Source organism: Burkholderia aenigmatica (assembly GCF_902499175.1).
Lineage (GTDB): Bacteria > Pseudomonadota > Gammaproteobacteria > Burkholderiales > Burkholderiaceae > Burkholderia > Burkholderia aenigmatica.
On the sequence record NZ_CABVQC010000026.1, the window covers coordinates 63,395 to 80,386 of the forward strand.

Sequence of the window (16,992 nt, forward strand, 5' to 3'; positions counted from 1 at the left end):
GGTGAATCGACACGGACACATTCTGGAAGAAGCGAACATGAGACACATCATTTCCGTCCTGCTGGAGAACGAACCGGGCGCGTTGTCGCGCGTCGTCGGTCTGTTTTCCGCACGCGGCTACAACATCGAAACCTTGACGGTGGCGCCGACCGAAGACCAATCGCTGTCGCGGCTCACCATCGTTTCCATTGGCTCCGACGACGTGATCGAACAGATCACGAAGCATCTGAACCGCCTGATCGAGGTGGTGAAAGTGGTGGACCTGACCGACGGTGCACACATCGAACGCGAGCTGATGCTGATCAAGGTACGTGCAGTGGGCAAGGAGCGCGAAGAAATGAAGCGGATGGCGGACATTTTCCGCGGCCGCATCATCGACGTGACCGAAAAGACCTACACGATCGAATTGACGGGCGCGAGCGACAAGCTCGACGCATTCATCCAGGGGCTGGACGCGGGCGCGATCCTAGAGACCGTGCGCACCGGCAGCTCCGGCATCGGACGCGGCGAGCGCATCCTGAAGGTGTGATGCCGGACAGGCACGCCGGGTGCGCCGTCATGTCCCGGCCCGCAGTACTCCATCCGAACGAATTGTTGAATTTTTGAATTAGCGAAGGAACCATCATGAACGTTTTCTACGACAAAGACGCTGACCTCTCCCTCATCAAGGGCAAGCAAGTCACGATCATCGGCTACGGCTCGCAAGGCCATGCACACGCGCTGAACCTGAAGGACAGCGGCGTGAACGTGACGGTCGGCCTGCGCAAGGGCGGCGCGTCGTGGAGCAAGGCCGAAAACGCCGGCCTGTCGGTCAAGGAAGTCGCGGAAGCGGTGAAGGGCGCCGACGTCGTGATGATGCTGCTGCCGGACGAGCAGATCGCCGACGTGTACGCGAAGGAAGTCCACGCGAACATCAAGCAGGGCGCGGCGCTGGCATTCGCGCACGGCTTCAACGTCCACTACGGCGCGGTGATCCCGCGCGCCGACCTCGACGTGATCATGATCGCGCCGAAGGCACCGGGCCACACGGTTCGCGGCACGTACTCGCAAGGTGGCGGCGTGCCGCACCTGATCGCAGTTGCGCAGAACAAGTCGGGCGCGGCACGCGACATCGCGCTGTCGTACGCGGCAGCGAACGGCGGCGGCCGTGCAGGCATCATCGAAACCAACTTCCGTGAAGAAACCGAAACCGACCTGTTCGGCGAGCAGGCCGTGCTGTGCGGCGGTACCGTCGAGCTGATCAAGGCTGGCTTCGAGACGCTGGTCGAAGCAGGCTACGCGCCGGAAATGGCGTACTTCGAGTGCCTGCACGAACTGAAGCTGATCGTCGACCTGATCTACGAAGGCGGCATCGCGAACATGAACTACTCGATCTCGAACAACGCCGAGTACGGCGAGTACGTGACGGGCCCGCGCATCGTCACGGAAGAGACGAAGAAGGCGATGAAGCAGTGCCTGACCGACATCCAGACGGGCGAGTACGCGAAGAGCTTCATTCTCGAGAACAAGGCAGGCGCACCGACGCTGCAGTCGCGCCGCCGCCTGACGGCCGAGCACCAGATCGAGCAGGTCGGCTCGAAGCTGCGCGCAATGATGCCGTGGATCGCGAAGAACAAGCTCGTCGACCAGACGAAGAACTAAGCACCGTGAGCTGTTCCGGCCCCTCGAATAGAGGGCCGGTACCAAAAAGCCGCCCGAAGGCAGCAGTGCCCCGGGCGGCTTTTGCTATCCTACGGGCTTTGCAATTCAGAGAACACCGAACGAACCCATGAACTATCCTCATCCGATCATCGCGCGCGAAGGCTGGCCGTTCATCGCGATTGCAGCCGTCATCGCGCTGTTGATCCATGCCGTCGGGGGCTTCGGCTTCGCGTGGCCGTTCTGGCTGCTGCTCGTCTTCGTCGTCCAGTTCTTCCGCGATCCGCAGCGCCCGATCCCGGCGCAGCCGAATGCGGTGCTGTGCCCGGCAGACGGCCGCATCGTGGCGGTCGAGACCGCGCAGGACCCGTACGCGAACCGCGAAGCGCTGAAGATCAGCGTGTTCATGAATGTCTTCAACGTCCATTCGCAGCGTTCGCCGGTCGATGGCGCGATCTCCAAGGTCGAGTACTTCCCGGGCGCGTTCCTGAACGCGGCGATCGACAAGGCGTCGACGGAAAACGAACGCAATGCGGTCGTGATCCAGACGGCGAGCGGCAAGACCGTGACCGCCGTGCAGATCGCGGGCCTCGTCGCACGCCGGATCCTCTGCTACGTGCGCGCCGGCGAACCGCTGTCGCGCGGCCAGCGCTACGGTTTCATCCGCTTCGGTTCGCGCGTCGACGTGTACCTGCCGCTCGGCAGCCGCGCGAAGGTGTCGATCGGCGAGAAGGTCTACGCGTCGTCGACGATCCTCGCCGAGCTCGAACAGTAAGCGGCGGGACGCACGATGGCCGCATTCAAACCGCGTCGGCCGCGCAACGGCCAGACGCCACGCCCGTTCCGCCGTAACAAGGTGATGGCGCCCGATCCGGTGCCCATCGAGAGCCGCCGGGCTGCACGCCAGCGGTTCCTGAAGACGCGCGGCATCTATTTGCTGCCGAACGCGTTCACGACCGCTGCGCTGTTCTGCGGCTTCTTCGCGGTCGTGCAGGCGATGAACGTGCGCTTCGAGATCGCCGCGATCGCGATTTTCGTCGCGATGGTGCTCGACGGGATGGACGGGCGCGTCGCGCGCATGACGCATACGCAGAGCGCGTTCGGCGAGCAGTTCGACAGCCTGTCGGACATGGTGTCGTTCGGCGTCGCGCCCGCGCTCGTGATGTACGAGTGGGTGCTGAAGGATCTCGGCCGCTGGGGCTGGCTCGCCGCATTCGTCTATTGCTCGGGCGCCGCGCTGCGGCTCGCGCGTTTCAACACGAACATCGGCAGCGTCGACAAGCGTTTCTTCCAGGGGCTGCCGAGCCCGGCGGCCGCCGCGCTGATCGCCGGCTTCGTGTGGCTCGCCACCGACAACCGCGTGCCGATGAAGCTCGGCTGGCTGCCGTGGGTCGCGTTCGCGCTGACGATCTACGCGGGCGTGACGATGGTGTCGAACGCGCCGTTCTACAGCGGCAAGGCGCTCGACGTGCGGCACCGCGTGCCGTTCGCGGCGATCCTGCTGGTCGTCGTCGCGTTCGTGCTGGTGTCGTCCGATCCGCCGCTGATGCTGTTCTGCCTGTTCGTGCTGTACGGGCTGTCCGGCTACGTGTTCTGGGCCTACCAGGCCGTGCGTGGGCGCGCGAATCCGGCGCGCTCGTCGCAGCGCGATCACTGACGCGGGTTTTTCGCCCGGAAACGGCGGCCTCCAGGCCGCCGTTTTCTTTTGCCCCTGTTTCGAGCCGGGCCGCCGCAAGCCCCGGGTGCCGTCCGATTGCGCACCCAGCGGAATGCCGCTATAGTCTTCGGCATGACCGCATTTCCCCGCCTCTCCCTCCTTCTAGCCGGTGCGCCGCTACGCGCGCTAGCTTTGGCGCGCCTGCCGCGCTGACCGTTCTCGCCCCCCGTCAAGCCTCGTCTGTTGTTGAGCGTCGCCAGCGGTGGCGCGATCTCATTACGTTTGATTTCCGTATAAAGAGCCCTGGAGCCCCCCATGACAGACAAGCTGATCATTTTCGATACGACGTTGCGTGACGGTGAACAATCGCCCGGTGCGTCGATGACGAAGGAAGAGAAAATCCGCATCGCGAAGCATCTCGAGAGGATGAAGGTCGACGTGATCGAGGCCGGCTTCGCGGCCAGCTCGAACGGCGATTTCGACGCGATCCACACGATCGCCGGTCTCGTGAAGGACAGCACGATCTGCTCGCTGGCGCGCGCCAACGACAAGGACATCCAGCGTGCGGCCGACGCGCTGAAGCCGGCCAACAGCGCGCGGATCCACACGTTCATCGCGACGTCGCCGCTGCACATGGAGAAGAAGCTGCGCATGACGCCGGACCAGGTGTTCGAGCAGGCGCGTCTCGCGGTGCGCTTCGCGCGCAAGTTCACCGATAACGTCGAATTCTCGCCGGAAGACGGCAGCCGTTCGGATCTCGACTTCCTGTGCCGCGTGCTGGAAGCCGTGATCGCCGAAGGCGCAACGACGATCAACATCGCCGACACGGTCGGCTATGGCGTGCCGGAGCTCTACGGCAACCTCGTGAAGACGCTGCGCGAACGCATTCCGAACTCGGACAAGGCGATCTTCTCCGTGCACTGCCATAACGACCTCGGGATGGCCGTTGCGAACTCGCTCGCCGGCGTGAAGATCGGCGGTGCGCGTCAGGTCGAGTGCACGATCAACGGTCTCGGCGAGCGCGCGGGCAACACGTCGCTTGAAGAAATCGTGATGGCCGTGAAGACGCGCAAGGACTACTTCGGTCTCGACGTCGGCATCGACACGTCGCAGATCGTGCCGACGTCGAAGCTCGTGTCGCAGATCACCGGGTTCGTCGTGCAGCCGAACAAGGCGGTGGTCGGCGCGAACGCGTTCGCGCACGCATCGGGCATCCACCAGGATGGCGTGCTGAAGGCGCGCGACACCTACGAGATCATGCGCGCGGAAGACGTGGGCTGGACCGCGAACAAGATCGTGCTCGGCAAGCTGTCGGGTCGTAACGCGTTCAAGCAGCGCCTGCAGGAGCTCGGCGTGTCGCTCGACAGCGAAAGCGAATTGAACGCCGCGTTCATGCGCTTCAAGGATCTGGCCGACCGCAAGGCCGAGATCTTCGACGAGGACATCATCGCGATCGTGTCCGAGGAATCGGCGCTCGCGCACGAGCAGGAGCACTTCAAGTTCGTGTCGCTGTCGCAGCACTCGGAAACGGGCGAGCAGCCGCACGCGAAGGTCGTGTTCGGGGTCGAAGGCAAGGAAGTGACCGGCGAGGCCCGCGGCAACGGTCCGGTCGATGCGACGTTCAATGCGATCGAGAGCGAAGTCGGCAGCGGTTCCGAGCTGCTGCTGTACTCGGTGAACGCGATCACGACCGGTACGCAGGCGCAGGGCGAGGTGACTGTCCGTCTGTCGAAGAGCGGGCGGATCGTCAACGGCGTCGGCACCGATCCGGACATCGTCGCTGCGTCCGCCAAGGCGTACATCTCCGCACTGAACAAGCTGCATTCGAAGGACGACAAGCTCAATCCGCAGCGCGCATAAGCGCCGCGCATTGCGCATCGCCGAAACGCCCCGTGCGGCCCTGTGCCGCCGGGGCGTTTTTTCATGCGCCGCTCATTCGGCGGCCGGCGCGCGGAACAGCCAGCGGCGCGCCGCCTTGCGCGGCGCCGGGCTGCGCCGCCGGAGCTCGACCGCGATGCCGCGTCGCGGCGCATCGGCGACGAACGCGTCGAGCAGTTCGAGCACGTCGTGATCGATGTAGTCGGCGCGCGTCGCGTCGATGATCACCGCGGCCCGGTCGGGAATGTGCCGCAGGTGGTGCTTGACCTGGACCTTGCCGAGAAACGACACGTCCTTGCGGAACGACAGCAGGAAGTGGTCGTCGTGCTGCGCGAGCGTGACGGGGCTCTTCAGGTTCGCGACGGCGACTGCCAGCACGCTGCATGCGAGGCCGAGCGCGATGCCGAACAGCAGGTCGACCGCGAGTACGCCGGCGATGGTCGCGGCGAACGGCACGAACGCGGCCGGGCCCTGTTTCATCACCGCGCGGAACAGGGCCGGTTTCGCGAGCTTGAAGCCGGTGTGGATCAGGATCGCGGCCAGGCTCGCGAGCGGGATCAGGTTGATCAGGCCGGTGAGCGCGAACACGCTCGCGAGCAGCAGCATCCCGTGGACGATCGCCGACATCCGGCTCTGTGCGCCCGCATTGACGTTCACCGAGCTGCGCACGATCACCGACGTGATCGGCAGCCCGCCGACCGCGCCCGCGACGAGATTGCCGACGCCCTGGGCCTTGAGCTCGCGATCGGGCTGGGTCGGCCGGCGCTTCGGGTCGATCTGCTCGACCGCTTCGAGGCTCAGCAGCGTCTCGAGACTCGCGACGACCGCAAGCGTGATCGCGACGCGCCACAAGTCGGGATTGACGAGCTGCGCGAAGTTCGGCCCGAGCTCCGCATGCTTGAGCGACGCCGCGAAGGCCGCGAACGATCCGAGTTCGGGCAGCGTCACGCGATGGGCGGCGCCCGGCGCGACCGACGGTGCGACGACGCTCAGCACCAGCGTGGCGCCGATACCCAGCACGACCACCGCGAGCGGGGCCGGCACCGAGCGCACCAGCGCGAAGCGACGCAGCGCGGGCGTGTCCCACGCGACCAGCAGCGCGAGCGAGGCGAGCGCGATGGCCGTGGCGGCCCACGCGACCGGCAGGCCTGGCCAGCTCGCAAACGATTGCGCGGTCGAGCCGCCGATACCGAACGCGAACGGAACCTGCTTCAAGATCAGCAGCAGGCCGATTGCGGCGAGCATGCCCTTGATGACGGGCGACGGCACGTAGGCCGCGAAGCGGCCGGCGCGCAGCATGCCGAACCCGAACTGCAGTACGCCGGACAGCAGGACCGCGAGCAGGAACGCGGAAAAGCTGCCGAGTTGGGCGATCCCTTCGACGACGATCACGACGAGGCCGGCGGCCGGCCCGCTGACGGACAGCGACGAGCCGCTCAGCAGTGCGACGACGATCCCGCCGACGATGCCGGACACGAGCCCGGCGAACGGTTCGACGCCGGATGCATTGGCGATGCCGAGGCACAGCGGCAGCGCGACGAGGAAAACGACGACGCCGGCGACGATGTCGCGCGGCAGGGTGGACAGGCGCTCGTTCAGTTTCATGGTTGGGGCGATTTCATTGGCTTGGGGGGCGGGGTGGGTCAGCCGAGCGCGTCAGCCGTCGCGGCCTGCGCCGGTTCGACGTCGACGGGCTGAGTCGTGTAGCCGGAATCGAGCTCCAGCAGGCGGCCGTCGGCGAGCGAAAAGATCCAGCCATGCACGAGCGGCGGCCGTTCGCGGCCCTGCACGATCGGGGACGTGCGCAGCAGCCGCACCTGTTCAAGCACGTTGAGTTCGGCGAGGCGGTCGGCGGCGGCCGTGTCGTCGAGCCCGTCCAGCGTGTCGCGATGGCGCCGCGCGAGCGCGCAGAGCGGCGCGATACGGCGTGCGACGTGCGGCAGGTCGGACGGCGGCGGCAGCAGCGATGCGCGTACGCCGCCGCATCCGTAGTGCCCGCACACGATCACGTGGTCGACCTGCAGCACGCGCACCGCGTACTCGAGCACGCTGGCGGAATTGTCGTCGTCGGGATGGAACAGGTTCGCGATGTTGCGATGGACGAACAGCTCGCCGGGTGCGCAATGCGTGATGGTTTCGGCCGGCACGCGGCTGTCGGCGCAGCCGATCCACAGCACGCGCGGGTTCTGGCCGCGCGCGAGCGCGTCGAAGAAGCCGGGCGTGTATTCGCGCGTTTCGCGGGCCCAGGCGATGTTGGCAACCAGCATGCTCTTGGGGCGATTCATGAGGACTCCTTTGTGATAAAGGCAAACGAATATCGGCAGAAATGACGCAATGGCATTCTTTCTAAATTGAAAGGTTTGGTTTCGACTGATATTAGGGGTATGCCCTAGCACTTCGGGGGTGCTGAAACAATTTGTTTCAAATTGATTTGGCGTAGTGCATTGCGTGCACCATTTCGCCGCATGACATGCTCGGCGTGTGCCTGTTTCCGCGCAAAGGCCCGCATGACGGGGGTGTCAGCGTATTGCCATCGGCTTGTCATCGATCGGAAAAGATTTCCGTCGTATTTGCCGAATTAAATAGAAGAGCGGAAAAAACGAAATGGCCATTCACGCAATGATTCGTGAATGGCCATGTTGAAAATTGCGTGCCGATGCGTAATCGGTCAGAACAGGTTGCGGCGGTCGGGGTCGTGCAGCGGGTCGGGCGTTTTCTGCGTGATGCGCAGGATGCCCTGCGGATCGAAGTAGAAGCTGTACATCATGTACCAGACGTTGTCCTCGAGATACCGGTAGGTCCACACCTCGCGCTTCATCAGCGGGAAGTAGGACGTCTCGACGGGGCGTCCGAAGTTGACGAGGACGTCGGTCTTCGTCCACTTGCCGATCTCCGCGCGATAGAACTCGCTCGGCTGCAGGACCTGGCGTACGTTGACGATCTTGTGGGCCGCGTCGACGTCGGCCGCGACGGTGACTTCGCCCATCGGCTGGGTCGGCCACATCAGGCGCTTGCCGCCGCCGGGCAGGTCGTAGATCTCGCGCGGCGGGCCCATGCGCGCGACGATCGCCGACTCGTCCTGGCCGGCCTGGTATTGCTGCCACGGTTGCGCGCAACCGGCCAGCAGCGCGGCAGCGCTGGCAAGCAGCACCGGCACGCGCGCGGTAATGCGAATGCGCATGGGATTCTCCCGAACACGGAAACAAGTCCCGTTTTATCACGGACGGCGCGCGGCCGCGCATCGTGCGGAAAAAATCGGTGCGGATCGCCAGCGCCGTCGCGCTTGCGGGCGGCACGGGCGCCGGCCTATGATCCGCGCTTCTCGGGCAGATTGAAGGGCAGGTGGCCGATGCAGGGGTGGAAGCGGTGCGCGCTCGCGTTGAGCGCGGGGTGGATGCTGGTGTCGTCCGCGTTTGCCGGCGGCGAGCCGGTGCGGATCGCGTTGATCGAAGGGATGTCAGGCCCGTTCGCGAACGCGGGTGCGGCAGTCGAGCGCAACCTGCGCTTCGGCGTCGAGCAGGTCAACGCGGCCGGCGGCGTGAAGCTGCGCGACGGCGCGCATCCGCTCGAACTGGTCGTGCTCGACAGCAAGGGCAGCCCCGAGGAGGCGCTCGTGCAGTTGCGCGCGGCCGCGGACCGCCATATCGGGTTCGTCACGCAGGGCAACAGCTCGGCCGTCGCGGCCGCGCTCGTCGTGGCACTCGACAAGCTGAACGCGCGCGATCCGGACAACCGGATGCTGTTCCTCAACTATTCAGCCGACGATCCGGCGCTGACCGGCGCGCGCTGCAGTTTCTGGCATTTCCGCTTCGATGCGCACGCGGGCATGCGGATGGCCGCGCTCGCGGACGTGATGGCGCGCGATCGCGCGCTGCGCAAGGTCTACCTGCTGAACCAGGAGTACAGTTTCGGCCACGACGTCAGCGCGCTCGCACGGCAGGCGCTGGCCACGCGGCGCCCGGATGTGACGATCGCAGGCGACGAATTCCACCCGATCGGCCGGATCAAGGATTTCTCGCCGTACATCGCGAAGATCCGCGCGAGCGGCGCCGACGCCGTCGTGACCGGCAACTGGGGCAACGACCTCACGCTGCTCGTGAAGGCGGCGCGCGAGCAGGGGCTGAATGCGAAGTTCTATACGTTCTACGGCAACAGCCTCGGCGCGCCGGCGGCACTCGGCGACGCCGGTGTCGGGCGGGTCGTGGCCGTGGCGGACTGGCACCCGAACGCGGGCGGCGCGAAATCCGATGCGTTCTACCGCGCGTTCCGGAACCGTTTTCCGGCCGCCCAGGACGACTATCCGGTGCGCCGGATGAGCCTGATGATCGAGATGCTGGCCGCCGCGATGAACCGCGCGGGGTCGGCCGACCCCGTCGCGGTTGCGCGTGCGCTTGAGGGCTTGTCGTTCGACGACGGCTTCCACGCGTCGCGGATGCGCGCGCAGGATCACCAGTTGATCCAGCCCCTTTATGTAATGGAGATGGACAAGGTCGGCACGCCGGGCGTGCGCTTCGACAACGAGGGTTCGGGCTACGGCTTCCGGACGGTGCTCGCGGTGCCGGCGCAACGCACGGAGATGCCGTCCACGTGCTCGATGACGCGCCCGTGACAGGGGGCGGTAAGAACGGCGCGGAGTTGTGCTACAATGCGCGCCGGTTGTAAGTCACGGCACGGCCATTCTTCCGTGTCCGCCTGTTCAGTTAGAAAGGAAATCACATGTCTGTTGCAGATATCAAGAAGTCGGAAGTCGTTGCTCAGTTCGCCCGCGCTACCAACGACACGGGGTCGCCCGAAGTCCAGGTCGCTCTGCTGACCGCACGTATCGTCGAACTGACGGGTCACTTCAAGACCCACGCGAAGGATCACCACAGCCGCCGCGGCCTGCTGCGCATGGTGAGCCGCCGCCGCAAGCTGCTCGACTACCTCAAGGGCAAGGATGCCGACCGTTACCGCGCACTGATCGAGAAGCTGGGTCTGCGTAAGTAATCGAGGCGATTGCCGCCAGCAAGATGCCTGTGTCAGTCCGCTGATACAGGCATTTTGTTTTTGCGCGGTGCGTAGCGTCACACGCATCGCAGGCTGTCCGGCACGTTCGTGCGGGGCTGCCGCAACGACTGATACCGGGGCAGGATTTGTGTCATTCCAGCGCGTCGCTGCATGAGCGCCGCGCTGGAATGGCATAAAAAACACACCTTGCTCCGGGTGATTCGGTCGGGACGCCGCCGTGCTGGATGGCCGGCGCGGCGAATGAAATGCATGAATTCAAAGGAGCAACCATGTCCATGTTCAACAAGGTCGTGAAGGAATTCCAGTGGGGTCAGCACAAGGTGCGCCTCGAAACCGGTGAAGTCGCTCGCCAGGCGAGCGGTGCGGTGATCGTCGACGTCGAAGACACCGTCGTGCTGGCAACCGTCGTCGGCGCGAAGTCGGCGAAGCCGGGTCAGGATTTCTTCCCGCTGACCGTCGACTACCTCGAGAAGACCTACTCGGCCGGCAAGATCCCGGGCGGCTTCTTCCGCCGCGAAGGCCGTCCGTCGGAGCATGAGACGCTGACGTCGCGCCTGATCGACCGTCCGCTGCGCCCGCTGTTCCCGGAAGGCTTCTACAACGAAGTCCAGGTCGTGATTCACGTGCTGTCGGTGAACCCGGAAATCCCGGCGGACATCCCCGCGCTGATCGGCGCATCGGCTGCGCTCGCCGTGTCGGGCCTGCCGTTCAACGGCCCGGTCGGTGCCGCTCGCGTGGCCTACATCGACAACGCGTACGTGCTGAACCCGACGCGTGACCAGATCAAGGCATCGAGCCTCGACCTCGTCGTCGCCGGTACGGAACGTGCGGTGCTGATGGTCGAATCGGAAGCCGATCAACTGTCGGAAGACGTGATGCTGGGCGCCGTGGTGTTCGGCCACGAGCAAATGCAGGTCGCGATTGACGCGATCCACGAACTGGTGCGCGAAGGCGGCAAGCCTGAGTGGGACTGGCAGCCGGCACCGAAGAACGAAGCGCTGATCGCGCGCGTGACCGAGCTGGCACAGAACGAACTGCTCGCTGCTTACCAGCTCCGCGACAAGCAGGCACGTTCGGCGAAGCTGAAGGAAGTCTACGCAGCAACCTCGGCGAAGCTCGAGGAAGATGCGCTGGCAGCCGGTACGGTCGCAGCCGACAAGGCAACGGTCGGCAACGTGCTGTTCGACATCGAAGCCAAGATCGTCCGTTCGCAGATCCTGAACGGCGAGCCGCGTATCGACGGCCGCGACACGCGCACCGTGCGCCCGATCGAGATCCGCACCGGCGTGCTGCCGCGTACCCACGGCTCGGCGCTGTTCACGCGCGGCGAGACGCAGGCGCTGGTTGTCGCGACGCTCGGCACGAAGGGTGACGAGCAGATCATCGACGCGCTCGAAGGCGAGTACCGCGAGCGCTTCATGCTCCACTACAACATGCCCCCGTTCGCGACCGGCGAAACGGGCCGCGTCGGCTCGCCGAAGCGCCGCGAAATCGGCCACGGCCGCCTCGCGAAGCGCGCGCTGGTCAAGTGCCTGCCGAGCGCCGATGAATTCGGCTACTCGATCCGCGTCGTGTCGGAAATCACCGAATCGAACGGTTCGTCGTCGATGGCGTCGGTGTGCGGCGGCTGCCTCGCACTGATGGACGCCGGCGTGCCGATGAAGGCGCACGTCGCGGGTATCGCGATGGGCCTGATCCTCGAAGGCAACAAGTTCGCGGTGCTGACCGACATCCTCGGCGACGAAGATCACCTCGGCGACATGGACTTCAAGGTGGCCGGCACGGAGCAAGGCGTGACGGCACTGCAGATGGACATCAAGATCCAGGGCATCACGAAGGAAATCATGCAGGTCGCGCTCGCGCAAGCGAAGGAAGGCCGCATGCACATCCTCGGCAAGATGACGTCGGCGGTCTCGGGTGCGAACACGCAACTGTCGGAATTCGCGCCGCGCATGATCACGATCAAGATCAACCCGGAAAAGATCCGCGACGTGATCGGCAAGGGCGGTTCGGTGATCCGCGCGCTGACGGAAGAAACCGGCACGACCATCGACATCTCCGACGACGGCGTCGTGACGATCGCGAGCACGAACAGCGACGGCATGGCCGAAGCCAAGAAGCGCATCGAGAACATCACGGCAGAAATCGAAGTCGGCCAGGTGTACGAAGGCACGGTTCTGAAGCTGCTCGATTTCGGCGCGATCGTGAACCTGCTGCCGGGCAAGGATGGCCTGCTGCACATCTCGGAAATCGTCAACGAGCGTGTGAAGGACATCAACGACTACCTGAAGGAAGGCCAGCAAGTGAAGGTCAAGGTCATCCAGACGGACGAAAAGGGTCGTGTGCGTCTGTCGGCGAAGGCGCTGCTGAATGAAGCAGCGGCGGCGTCGCAGTCGGACACGCCGCCGCAGCAGTAAGCGGACAGGCGGACCAACGGCCGGCAGTGCGAAAGCGTGCCGGCCGTTTTTTCTGTAGCATCGTTGTGCGGCGCAGCAGCGCCGGTCAGGCGCCCGTGCCGCGTGCGGGCGCGCCATCCGATTCCGATCCTGATCCTGGAGCGACCATCACCATGAAAGCCATCGAAATCACCGAATTCGGTGCCCCCGACGTGCTGAAGCTTGCGGAGCGCCCGCGCCCCGAACCGAAGCGCGGCGAAGTGCTGATCAAGGTGGCGGCTTCCGGTGTGAACCGGCCTGACGTGTTCCAGCGCAAGGGCGCCTATGCGCCGCCGCCGGGTGCGTCGGATCTGCCTGGCCTCGAGGTCGCGGGCGAGATCGTTGGTGGCGACCTGTCCGACGCCGCGCAGAACCCGTTCGGCCTGAAGCTGGGCGATCGCGTGTGCGCGCTGCTCGCGGGCGGTGGCTATGCGGAATATGCGGTCGCACCGCTGCTGCAGTGCCTGCCGGTGCCCGAAGGACTGACCGATATCGAGGCCGCGTCGCTGCCCGAAACGTTTTTCACCGTATGGAGCAACGTGTTCGACCGTGCGCAGCTCGGCGCGGGCGAGGGCGGCGAGCAGGAAACGCTGCTCGTGCAGGGCGGTTCGAGCGGCATCGGCGTGACGGCGATCCAGATCGCGCATGCGCTCGGCTTTCGCGTGTTCGCGACGGCCGGTACCGCCGACAAGTGCCGCGCATGCGAGGCGCTCGGCGCCGAACGCGCGATCAACTACAAGACGGAAGACTTTGTCGAGGTCGTGAAGTCGCTGACGCACGATCGCGGCGTCGACGTGATCCTCGACATGGTGGCGGGCTCATACGTGCCACGCGAGTTGTCCGCGCTCGCGGATGGCGGCCGTCTCGTGCTGATCGCGCTGCTCGGTGGCGCGAAGGCCGACGTCAACCTGGGCGAGATCCTGCGTCGCCGGCTGACGATCACGGGGTCGACGCTGCGCCCGCGTCCGGTCGAGTTCAAGGCGCAGATCGCCGCGCAACTGAAGTCGCGCGTATGGCCGCTGCTTGCCGATGGCCGCATCAAGCCGGTGATCTATCGCGTATTGCCGGCTGCGGACGCGGCGCAGGCGCACGCGCTGATGGAAAGCAGCGAGCACACCGGCAAGATCGTGCTCGATTGGGGTACGAACGCCTGACGGCCCATGCGGCCGGGCTTGACATGCGCGGTTTGACCGGTTCAAGCCGCGCGCAGTAAAATCGCCGGTTTGCTTCGCCAGATCAAACCTGACGGCCGGTTTCCGGCGCGTTAATGACCAAGCGGTGACGAGACAGACACGATGTCGAAACAGAGAACTAAGCGTGTGATCGGCAACTGGAAGATGCACGGCCGGCTGGCCGGCAACCAGGCGTTGCTGAACGAAGTGGTGCAGGGCGCGGGCGCGGTGGCGGCCGAAACGTCGGTCGGCGTGTGCGTGCCGTTCCCGTATCTCGCGCAGGTTCAGGCGCAGCTCGACGGCGGCCGTGTCGCCTGGGGTGCGCAGGACGTGTCGGCGCACGAGCAGGGCGCGTTCACCGGTGAGGTGGCGGCCGCGATGGTCGCGGAGTTCGGCGCACGCTATGCGATCGTCGGGCACTCGGAGCGCCGCGCGTATCACGGCGAGCGCAACGAGACGGTCGCGGCGAAGACGCAGCGCGCGCTCGCGGCGGGGCTCACGCCTGTCGTGTGCGTCGGCGAGACGCTCGACGAGCGCGAGTCGGGTGCGACCGAGCAGGTGGTCGGTGCGCAGCTCGACGCAGTGCTGGCCGTGCTGACGGTCGACGAGGCTGCACGGATCGTCATAGCGTACGAACCGGTCTGGGCGATCGGCACGGGCAAGAGCGCGACGTCGGCGCAGGCGCAGGATGTGCACGCGTTCCTGCGTGCGCGTCTCGCGGCAAAGGGCGCGGCGGACGTGTCCGTGCTGTACGGCGGCAGCGTGAAGCCGGACAACGCGGAAGAGCTGTTCGCGCAGCCGGACATCGACGGTGGCCTGATCGGCGGCGCGTCGCTGAAGGCGGAAGATTTCCTGGCGATCTGCCGGGCCGCGCGCTGAGCGGTCTGCGATCGAATTGAACCATGATGGCGGCCGGTCGATCCGGTCGCCTGATCCATTCGGGTGGGTGTGATGCTGTTATTCAAGACGCTGATTATTGTGGTGCAGGTGCTGTCTGCACTCGGTGTGATTGGTCTCGTGCTGCTGCAGCACGGCAAGGGTGCCGACATGGGCGCTGCGTTCGGCAGCGGCGCGTCGGGCAGCCTGTTCGGTGCAACGGGCTCGGCGAACTTCCTGTCGCGCACGACGGGCATTCTCGCGACGATCTTCTTCATCGCGACGCTCGCGCTGACGTACCTCGGTTCGTACAAGTCGACGCCGTCGGCAGGCGTGCTGGGTGGGGTTGCGACCGCACCGGCATCGGCGCCTGCAGCATCGGCACCGGTTGTCGCGGCATCCGCTGCCGCAGGTTCGGCTGCAAGCGCGCCGGGCCAGGACGTCCCGAAATAAAAAGTTCAAATTTTTGCGTTTGTGCGTTGAACAATTCTGGAAGTCGGGTTAGAATTTAATTCTTGAAGCGATTCGCGGGAAACAAGTAGTTACAACCCCGGTTGCATGCAGTGCCGACGTGGTGAAATTGGTAGACACGCTATCTTGAGGGGGTAGTGGCGAAAGCTGTGCGAGTTCGAGTCTCGCCGTCGGCACCAAAGTTACTCAATGCCAGCCGCTTCTAGTGGCTGGCATTTTTCATTTCTGGGGTGTGCTTGCGGTTGTCTTGCGATTGCATGCACTCCGAAATGATTCCTTCCGCCGGAAGTGGTATTCTCCGGACGCTCAGAACCAACCGATAGAGGATTGCCTTGAACCTCGCAGCCTATTACCCCGTCTTGTTGTTCCTCCTCGTGGGCACTGGTTTAGGTATAGCGCTGGTCAGCATCGGCAAGCTCCTTGGTCCCAACAAGCCGGACGTCGAGAAGAACGCACCGTACGAGTGCGGCTTCGAAGCCTTTGAAGACGCCCGGATGAAATTCGACGTCCGGTACTACCTCGTCGCCATCCTGTTCATCATCTTCGATCTCGAAACCGCGTTCCTGTTTCCGTGGGGCGTCGCGCTCCGGGATATCGGCTGGCCGGGTTTCATCGCAATGATGATTTTTCTGCTCGAATTCCTGCTGGGCTTTGCCTATATCTGGAAGAAAGGCGGCCTCGACTGGGAGTGATGGGTTAATCGCCGGTTTGCATGGGCGGCCACGCTCGGTCGCTCGTCTGGAGTGGAAAGCAAATGAGTATCGAAGGGGTCTTGAAGGAAGGGTTTGTCACCACGACGGCTGACAAGCTGATCAACTGGACGCGTACTGGCTCGCTGTGGCCGATGACGTTCGGGCTCGCGTGTTGCGCCGTCGAAATGATGCATGCGGGCGCGGCCCGTTACGACCTGGACCGGTTCGGCGTCGTGTTTCGCCCGAGTCCGCGTCAGTCGGACGTGATGATCGTCGCCGGCACGCTCTGCAACAAGATGGCGCCCGCGCTGCGTCGCGTGTACGACCAGATGGCCGAGCCGCGCTGGGTGATCTCGATGGGATCGTGCGCGAACGGCGGTGGTTACTACCACTACTCGTACTCGGTGGTCCGCGGCTGCGACCGGATCGTGCCGGTCGACGTCTACGTGCCGGGCTGTCCGCCCACGGCAGAGGCGCTGGTCTATGGCGTGATCCAGCTTCAGGCGAAGATCCGCCGCACCAATACCATCGCCCGTCAATAAAGCCCCGAGCGTCCCCTCAATATGGCAAGCAAAATCGAGACCCTCAAGGCAAACCTCGAAGCCGCGCTTGGCGCGCGCGTGGTGAGCCTCACCGAAGCGATCGGTGAAGTGACGCTCGTCGTGAAGGCGAGCGATTACCTCGAAGTCGCAAAGATGCTGCGCGACGATCCGAAGCTCCGTTTCGAGCAACTGATCGACCTGTGCGGCGTCGACTACCAGACCTTCGGCGACGGCGCTTACGACGGCCCGCGTTTCGCGGCCGTGTCGCACCTGCTGTCGGTCACGAACAACTGGCGCCTGCGCCTGCGCGCATTCGCGCCGGACGACGACCTGCCGATCGTGGCATCGCTGGTCGACATCTGGACCTCCGCGAACTGGTACGAGCGCGAAGCGTTCGACCTGTACGGCATCGTGTTCGAAGGCCACCCCGACCTGCGCCGCATCCTCACCGACTACGGCTTCATCGGCCACCCGTTCCGCAAGGACTTCCCGGTGTCGGGCTACGTCGAAATGCGTTACGACCCGGAAGAGAAGCGGGTCGTGTACCAGCCGGTGACGATCGAGCCGCGCGAAATCACGCCGCGCGTGATCCGCGAGGATCGCTATGGCGGTCTGAAACATTAA

Annotated in this window: 17 protein-coding genes and 1 tRNA gene; 15 read left to right on the plus strand and 3 right to left on the minus strand. The window is 64.9% G+C overall.

Translation table 11 applies throughout. The features are described from left to right. The first annotated feature begins 37 nt into the window (after nucleotides 1-37). The 5 genes from ilvN to BDO18943_RS19855 all read left to right on the plus strand — a co-directional run bounded on the left by ilvN (nucleotide 38) and on the right by BDO18943_RS19855 (nucleotide 5,155). Nucleotides 38-529 carry an acetolactate synthase small subunit gene (gene ilvN / locus BDO18943_RS19835; RefSeq protein ID WP_011352712.1) on the plus strand — a complete coding sequence of 164 codons (492 nt, stop codon included), beginning with the start codon at nucleotides 38-40 and terminating at the stop codon, nucleotides 527-529. 95 nt (nucleotides 530-624) lie between these two features. Beyond that, nucleotides 625-1,641 carry a ketol-acid reductoisomerase gene (gene ilvC, locus BDO18943_RS19840; RefSeq protein WP_043188872.1) on the plus strand — a complete coding sequence of 339 codons (1,017 nt, stop codon included), beginning with the start codon at nucleotides 625-627 and terminating at the stop codon, nucleotides 1,639-1,641. Nucleotides 1,642-1,768: 127 nt separating this feature from the next. Beyond that, entirely contained in the window at nucleotides 1,769-2,413 is a 645-nt protein-coding gene (locus BDO18943_RS19845; RefSeq protein ID WP_011352710.1) for a phosphatidylserine decarboxylase, read from the plus strand. Nucleotides 2,414-2,428: 15 nt separating this feature from the next. Beyond that, on the plus strand, nucleotides 2,429-3,295 hold the full coding sequence (pssA, locus tag BDO18943_RS19850) for a CDP-diacylglycerol--serine O-phosphatidyltransferase (protein ID WP_043188870.1): 867 nt from the start codon (nucleotides 2,429-2,431) through the stop codon (nucleotides 3,293-3,295). A gap of 315 nt (nucleotides 3,296-3,610) precedes the next feature. After that, nucleotides 3,611-5,155, plus strand: coding sequence for a 2-isopropylmalate synthase (locus BDO18943_RS19855; RefSeq protein ID WP_043188868.1), 1,545 nt, complete (start codon nucleotides 3,611-3,613; stop codon nucleotides 5,153-5,155). 72 nt (nucleotides 5,156-5,227) lie between these two features. On the opposite strand, the gene BDO18943_RS19860 is transcribed toward BDO18943_RS19855, so the two are convergent. The 3 genes from BDO18943_RS19860 to BDO18943_RS19870 all read right to left on the minus strand — a co-directional run bounded on the left by BDO18943_RS19860 (nucleotide 5,228) and on the right by BDO18943_RS19870 (nucleotide 8,354). Beyond that, entirely contained in the window at nucleotides 5,228-6,778 is a 1,551-nt protein-coding gene (locus BDO18943_RS19860) for a SulP family inorganic anion transporter (RefSeq protein WP_175023703.1), read from the minus strand. Between the two features lie 38 nt (nucleotides 6,779-6,816). Then, nucleotides 6,817-7,458, minus strand: a complete 642-nt coding sequence (locus BDO18943_RS19865) for a carbonic anhydrase (protein ID WP_043188864.1) — start codon at nucleotides 7,456-7,458, stop codon at nucleotides 6,817-6,819. Nucleotides 7,459-7,841: 383 nt separating this feature from the next. Then, nucleotides 7,842-8,354, minus strand: coding sequence for a hypothetical protein (locus BDO18943_RS19870; RefSeq protein ID WP_043188863.1), 513 nt, complete (start codon nucleotides 8,352-8,354; stop codon nucleotides 7,842-7,844). A 168-nt stretch (nucleotides 8,355-8,522) separates the two neighbouring features. Between BDO18943_RS19870 and BDO18943_RS19875 the strand changes: the two genes are divergently transcribed. From BDO18943_RS19875 to BDO18943_RS19920, 10 genes are all read left to right on the plus strand, one after another. Further along, nucleotides 8,523-9,782 (plus strand): branched-chain amino acid ABC transporter substrate-binding protein, encoded by a 1,260-nt coding sequence (locus BDO18943_RS19875; protein WP_175023704.1) that lies wholly within the window; start codon nucleotides 8,523-8,525, stop codon nucleotides 9,780-9,782. A gap of 107 nt (nucleotides 9,783-9,889) precedes the next feature. After that, nucleotides 9,890-10,159, plus strand: coding sequence for a 30S ribosomal protein S15 (gene rpsO / locus BDO18943_RS19880; protein ID WP_043188860.1), 270 nt, complete (start codon nucleotides 9,890-9,892; stop codon nucleotides 10,157-10,159). A gap of 290 nt (nucleotides 10,160-10,449) precedes the next feature. After that, the gene (pnp, locus tag BDO18943_RS19885) at nucleotides 10,450-12,597 is read left to right on the plus strand and encodes a polyribonucleotide nucleotidyltransferase (RefSeq protein ID WP_175023705.1); all 2,148 of its coding nucleotides are present in this window, start codon (nucleotides 10,450-10,452) and stop codon (nucleotides 12,595-12,597) included. Nucleotides 12,598-12,749: 152 nt separating this feature from the next. Further along, on the plus strand, nucleotides 12,750-13,769 hold the full coding sequence (locus tag BDO18943_RS19890) for an NAD(P)H-quinone oxidoreductase (protein WP_175023706.1): 1,020 nt from the start codon (nucleotides 12,750-12,752) through the stop codon (nucleotides 13,767-13,769). Nucleotides 13,770-13,910: 141 nt separating this feature from the next. Beyond that, nucleotides 13,911-14,666 (plus strand): triose-phosphate isomerase, encoded by a 756-nt coding sequence (gene tpiA / locus BDO18943_RS19895; RefSeq protein ID WP_175023707.1) that lies wholly within the window; start codon nucleotides 13,911-13,913, stop codon nucleotides 14,664-14,666. A 72-nt stretch (nucleotides 14,667-14,738) separates the two neighbouring features. Continuing rightward, nucleotides 14,739-15,116, plus strand: coding sequence for a preprotein translocase subunit SecG (secG, locus tag BDO18943_RS19900; protein ID WP_175023708.1), 378 nt, complete (start codon nucleotides 14,739-14,741; stop codon nucleotides 15,114-15,116). Nucleotides 15,117-15,228: 112 nt separating this feature from the next. Next, a tRNA-Leu gene (locus tag BDO18943_RS19905) sits at nucleotides 15,229-15,313 on the plus strand. A 153-nt stretch (nucleotides 15,314-15,466) separates the two neighbouring features. Further along, entirely contained in the window at nucleotides 15,467-15,826 is a 360-nt protein-coding gene (locus BDO18943_RS19910; RefSeq protein ID WP_006398798.1) for an NADH-quinone oxidoreductase subunit A, read from the plus strand. 62 nt (nucleotides 15,827-15,888) lie between these two features. After that, entirely contained in the window at nucleotides 15,889-16,368 is a 480-nt protein-coding gene (locus tag BDO18943_RS19915) for a NuoB/complex I 20 kDa subunit family protein (protein ID WP_006398799.1), read from the plus strand. 21 nt (nucleotides 16,369-16,389) lie between these two features. Then, nucleotides 16,390-16,992, plus strand: a complete 603-nt coding sequence (locus BDO18943_RS19920) for an NADH-quinone oxidoreductase subunit C (protein WP_175023709.1) — start codon at nucleotides 16,390-16,392, stop codon at nucleotides 16,990-16,992.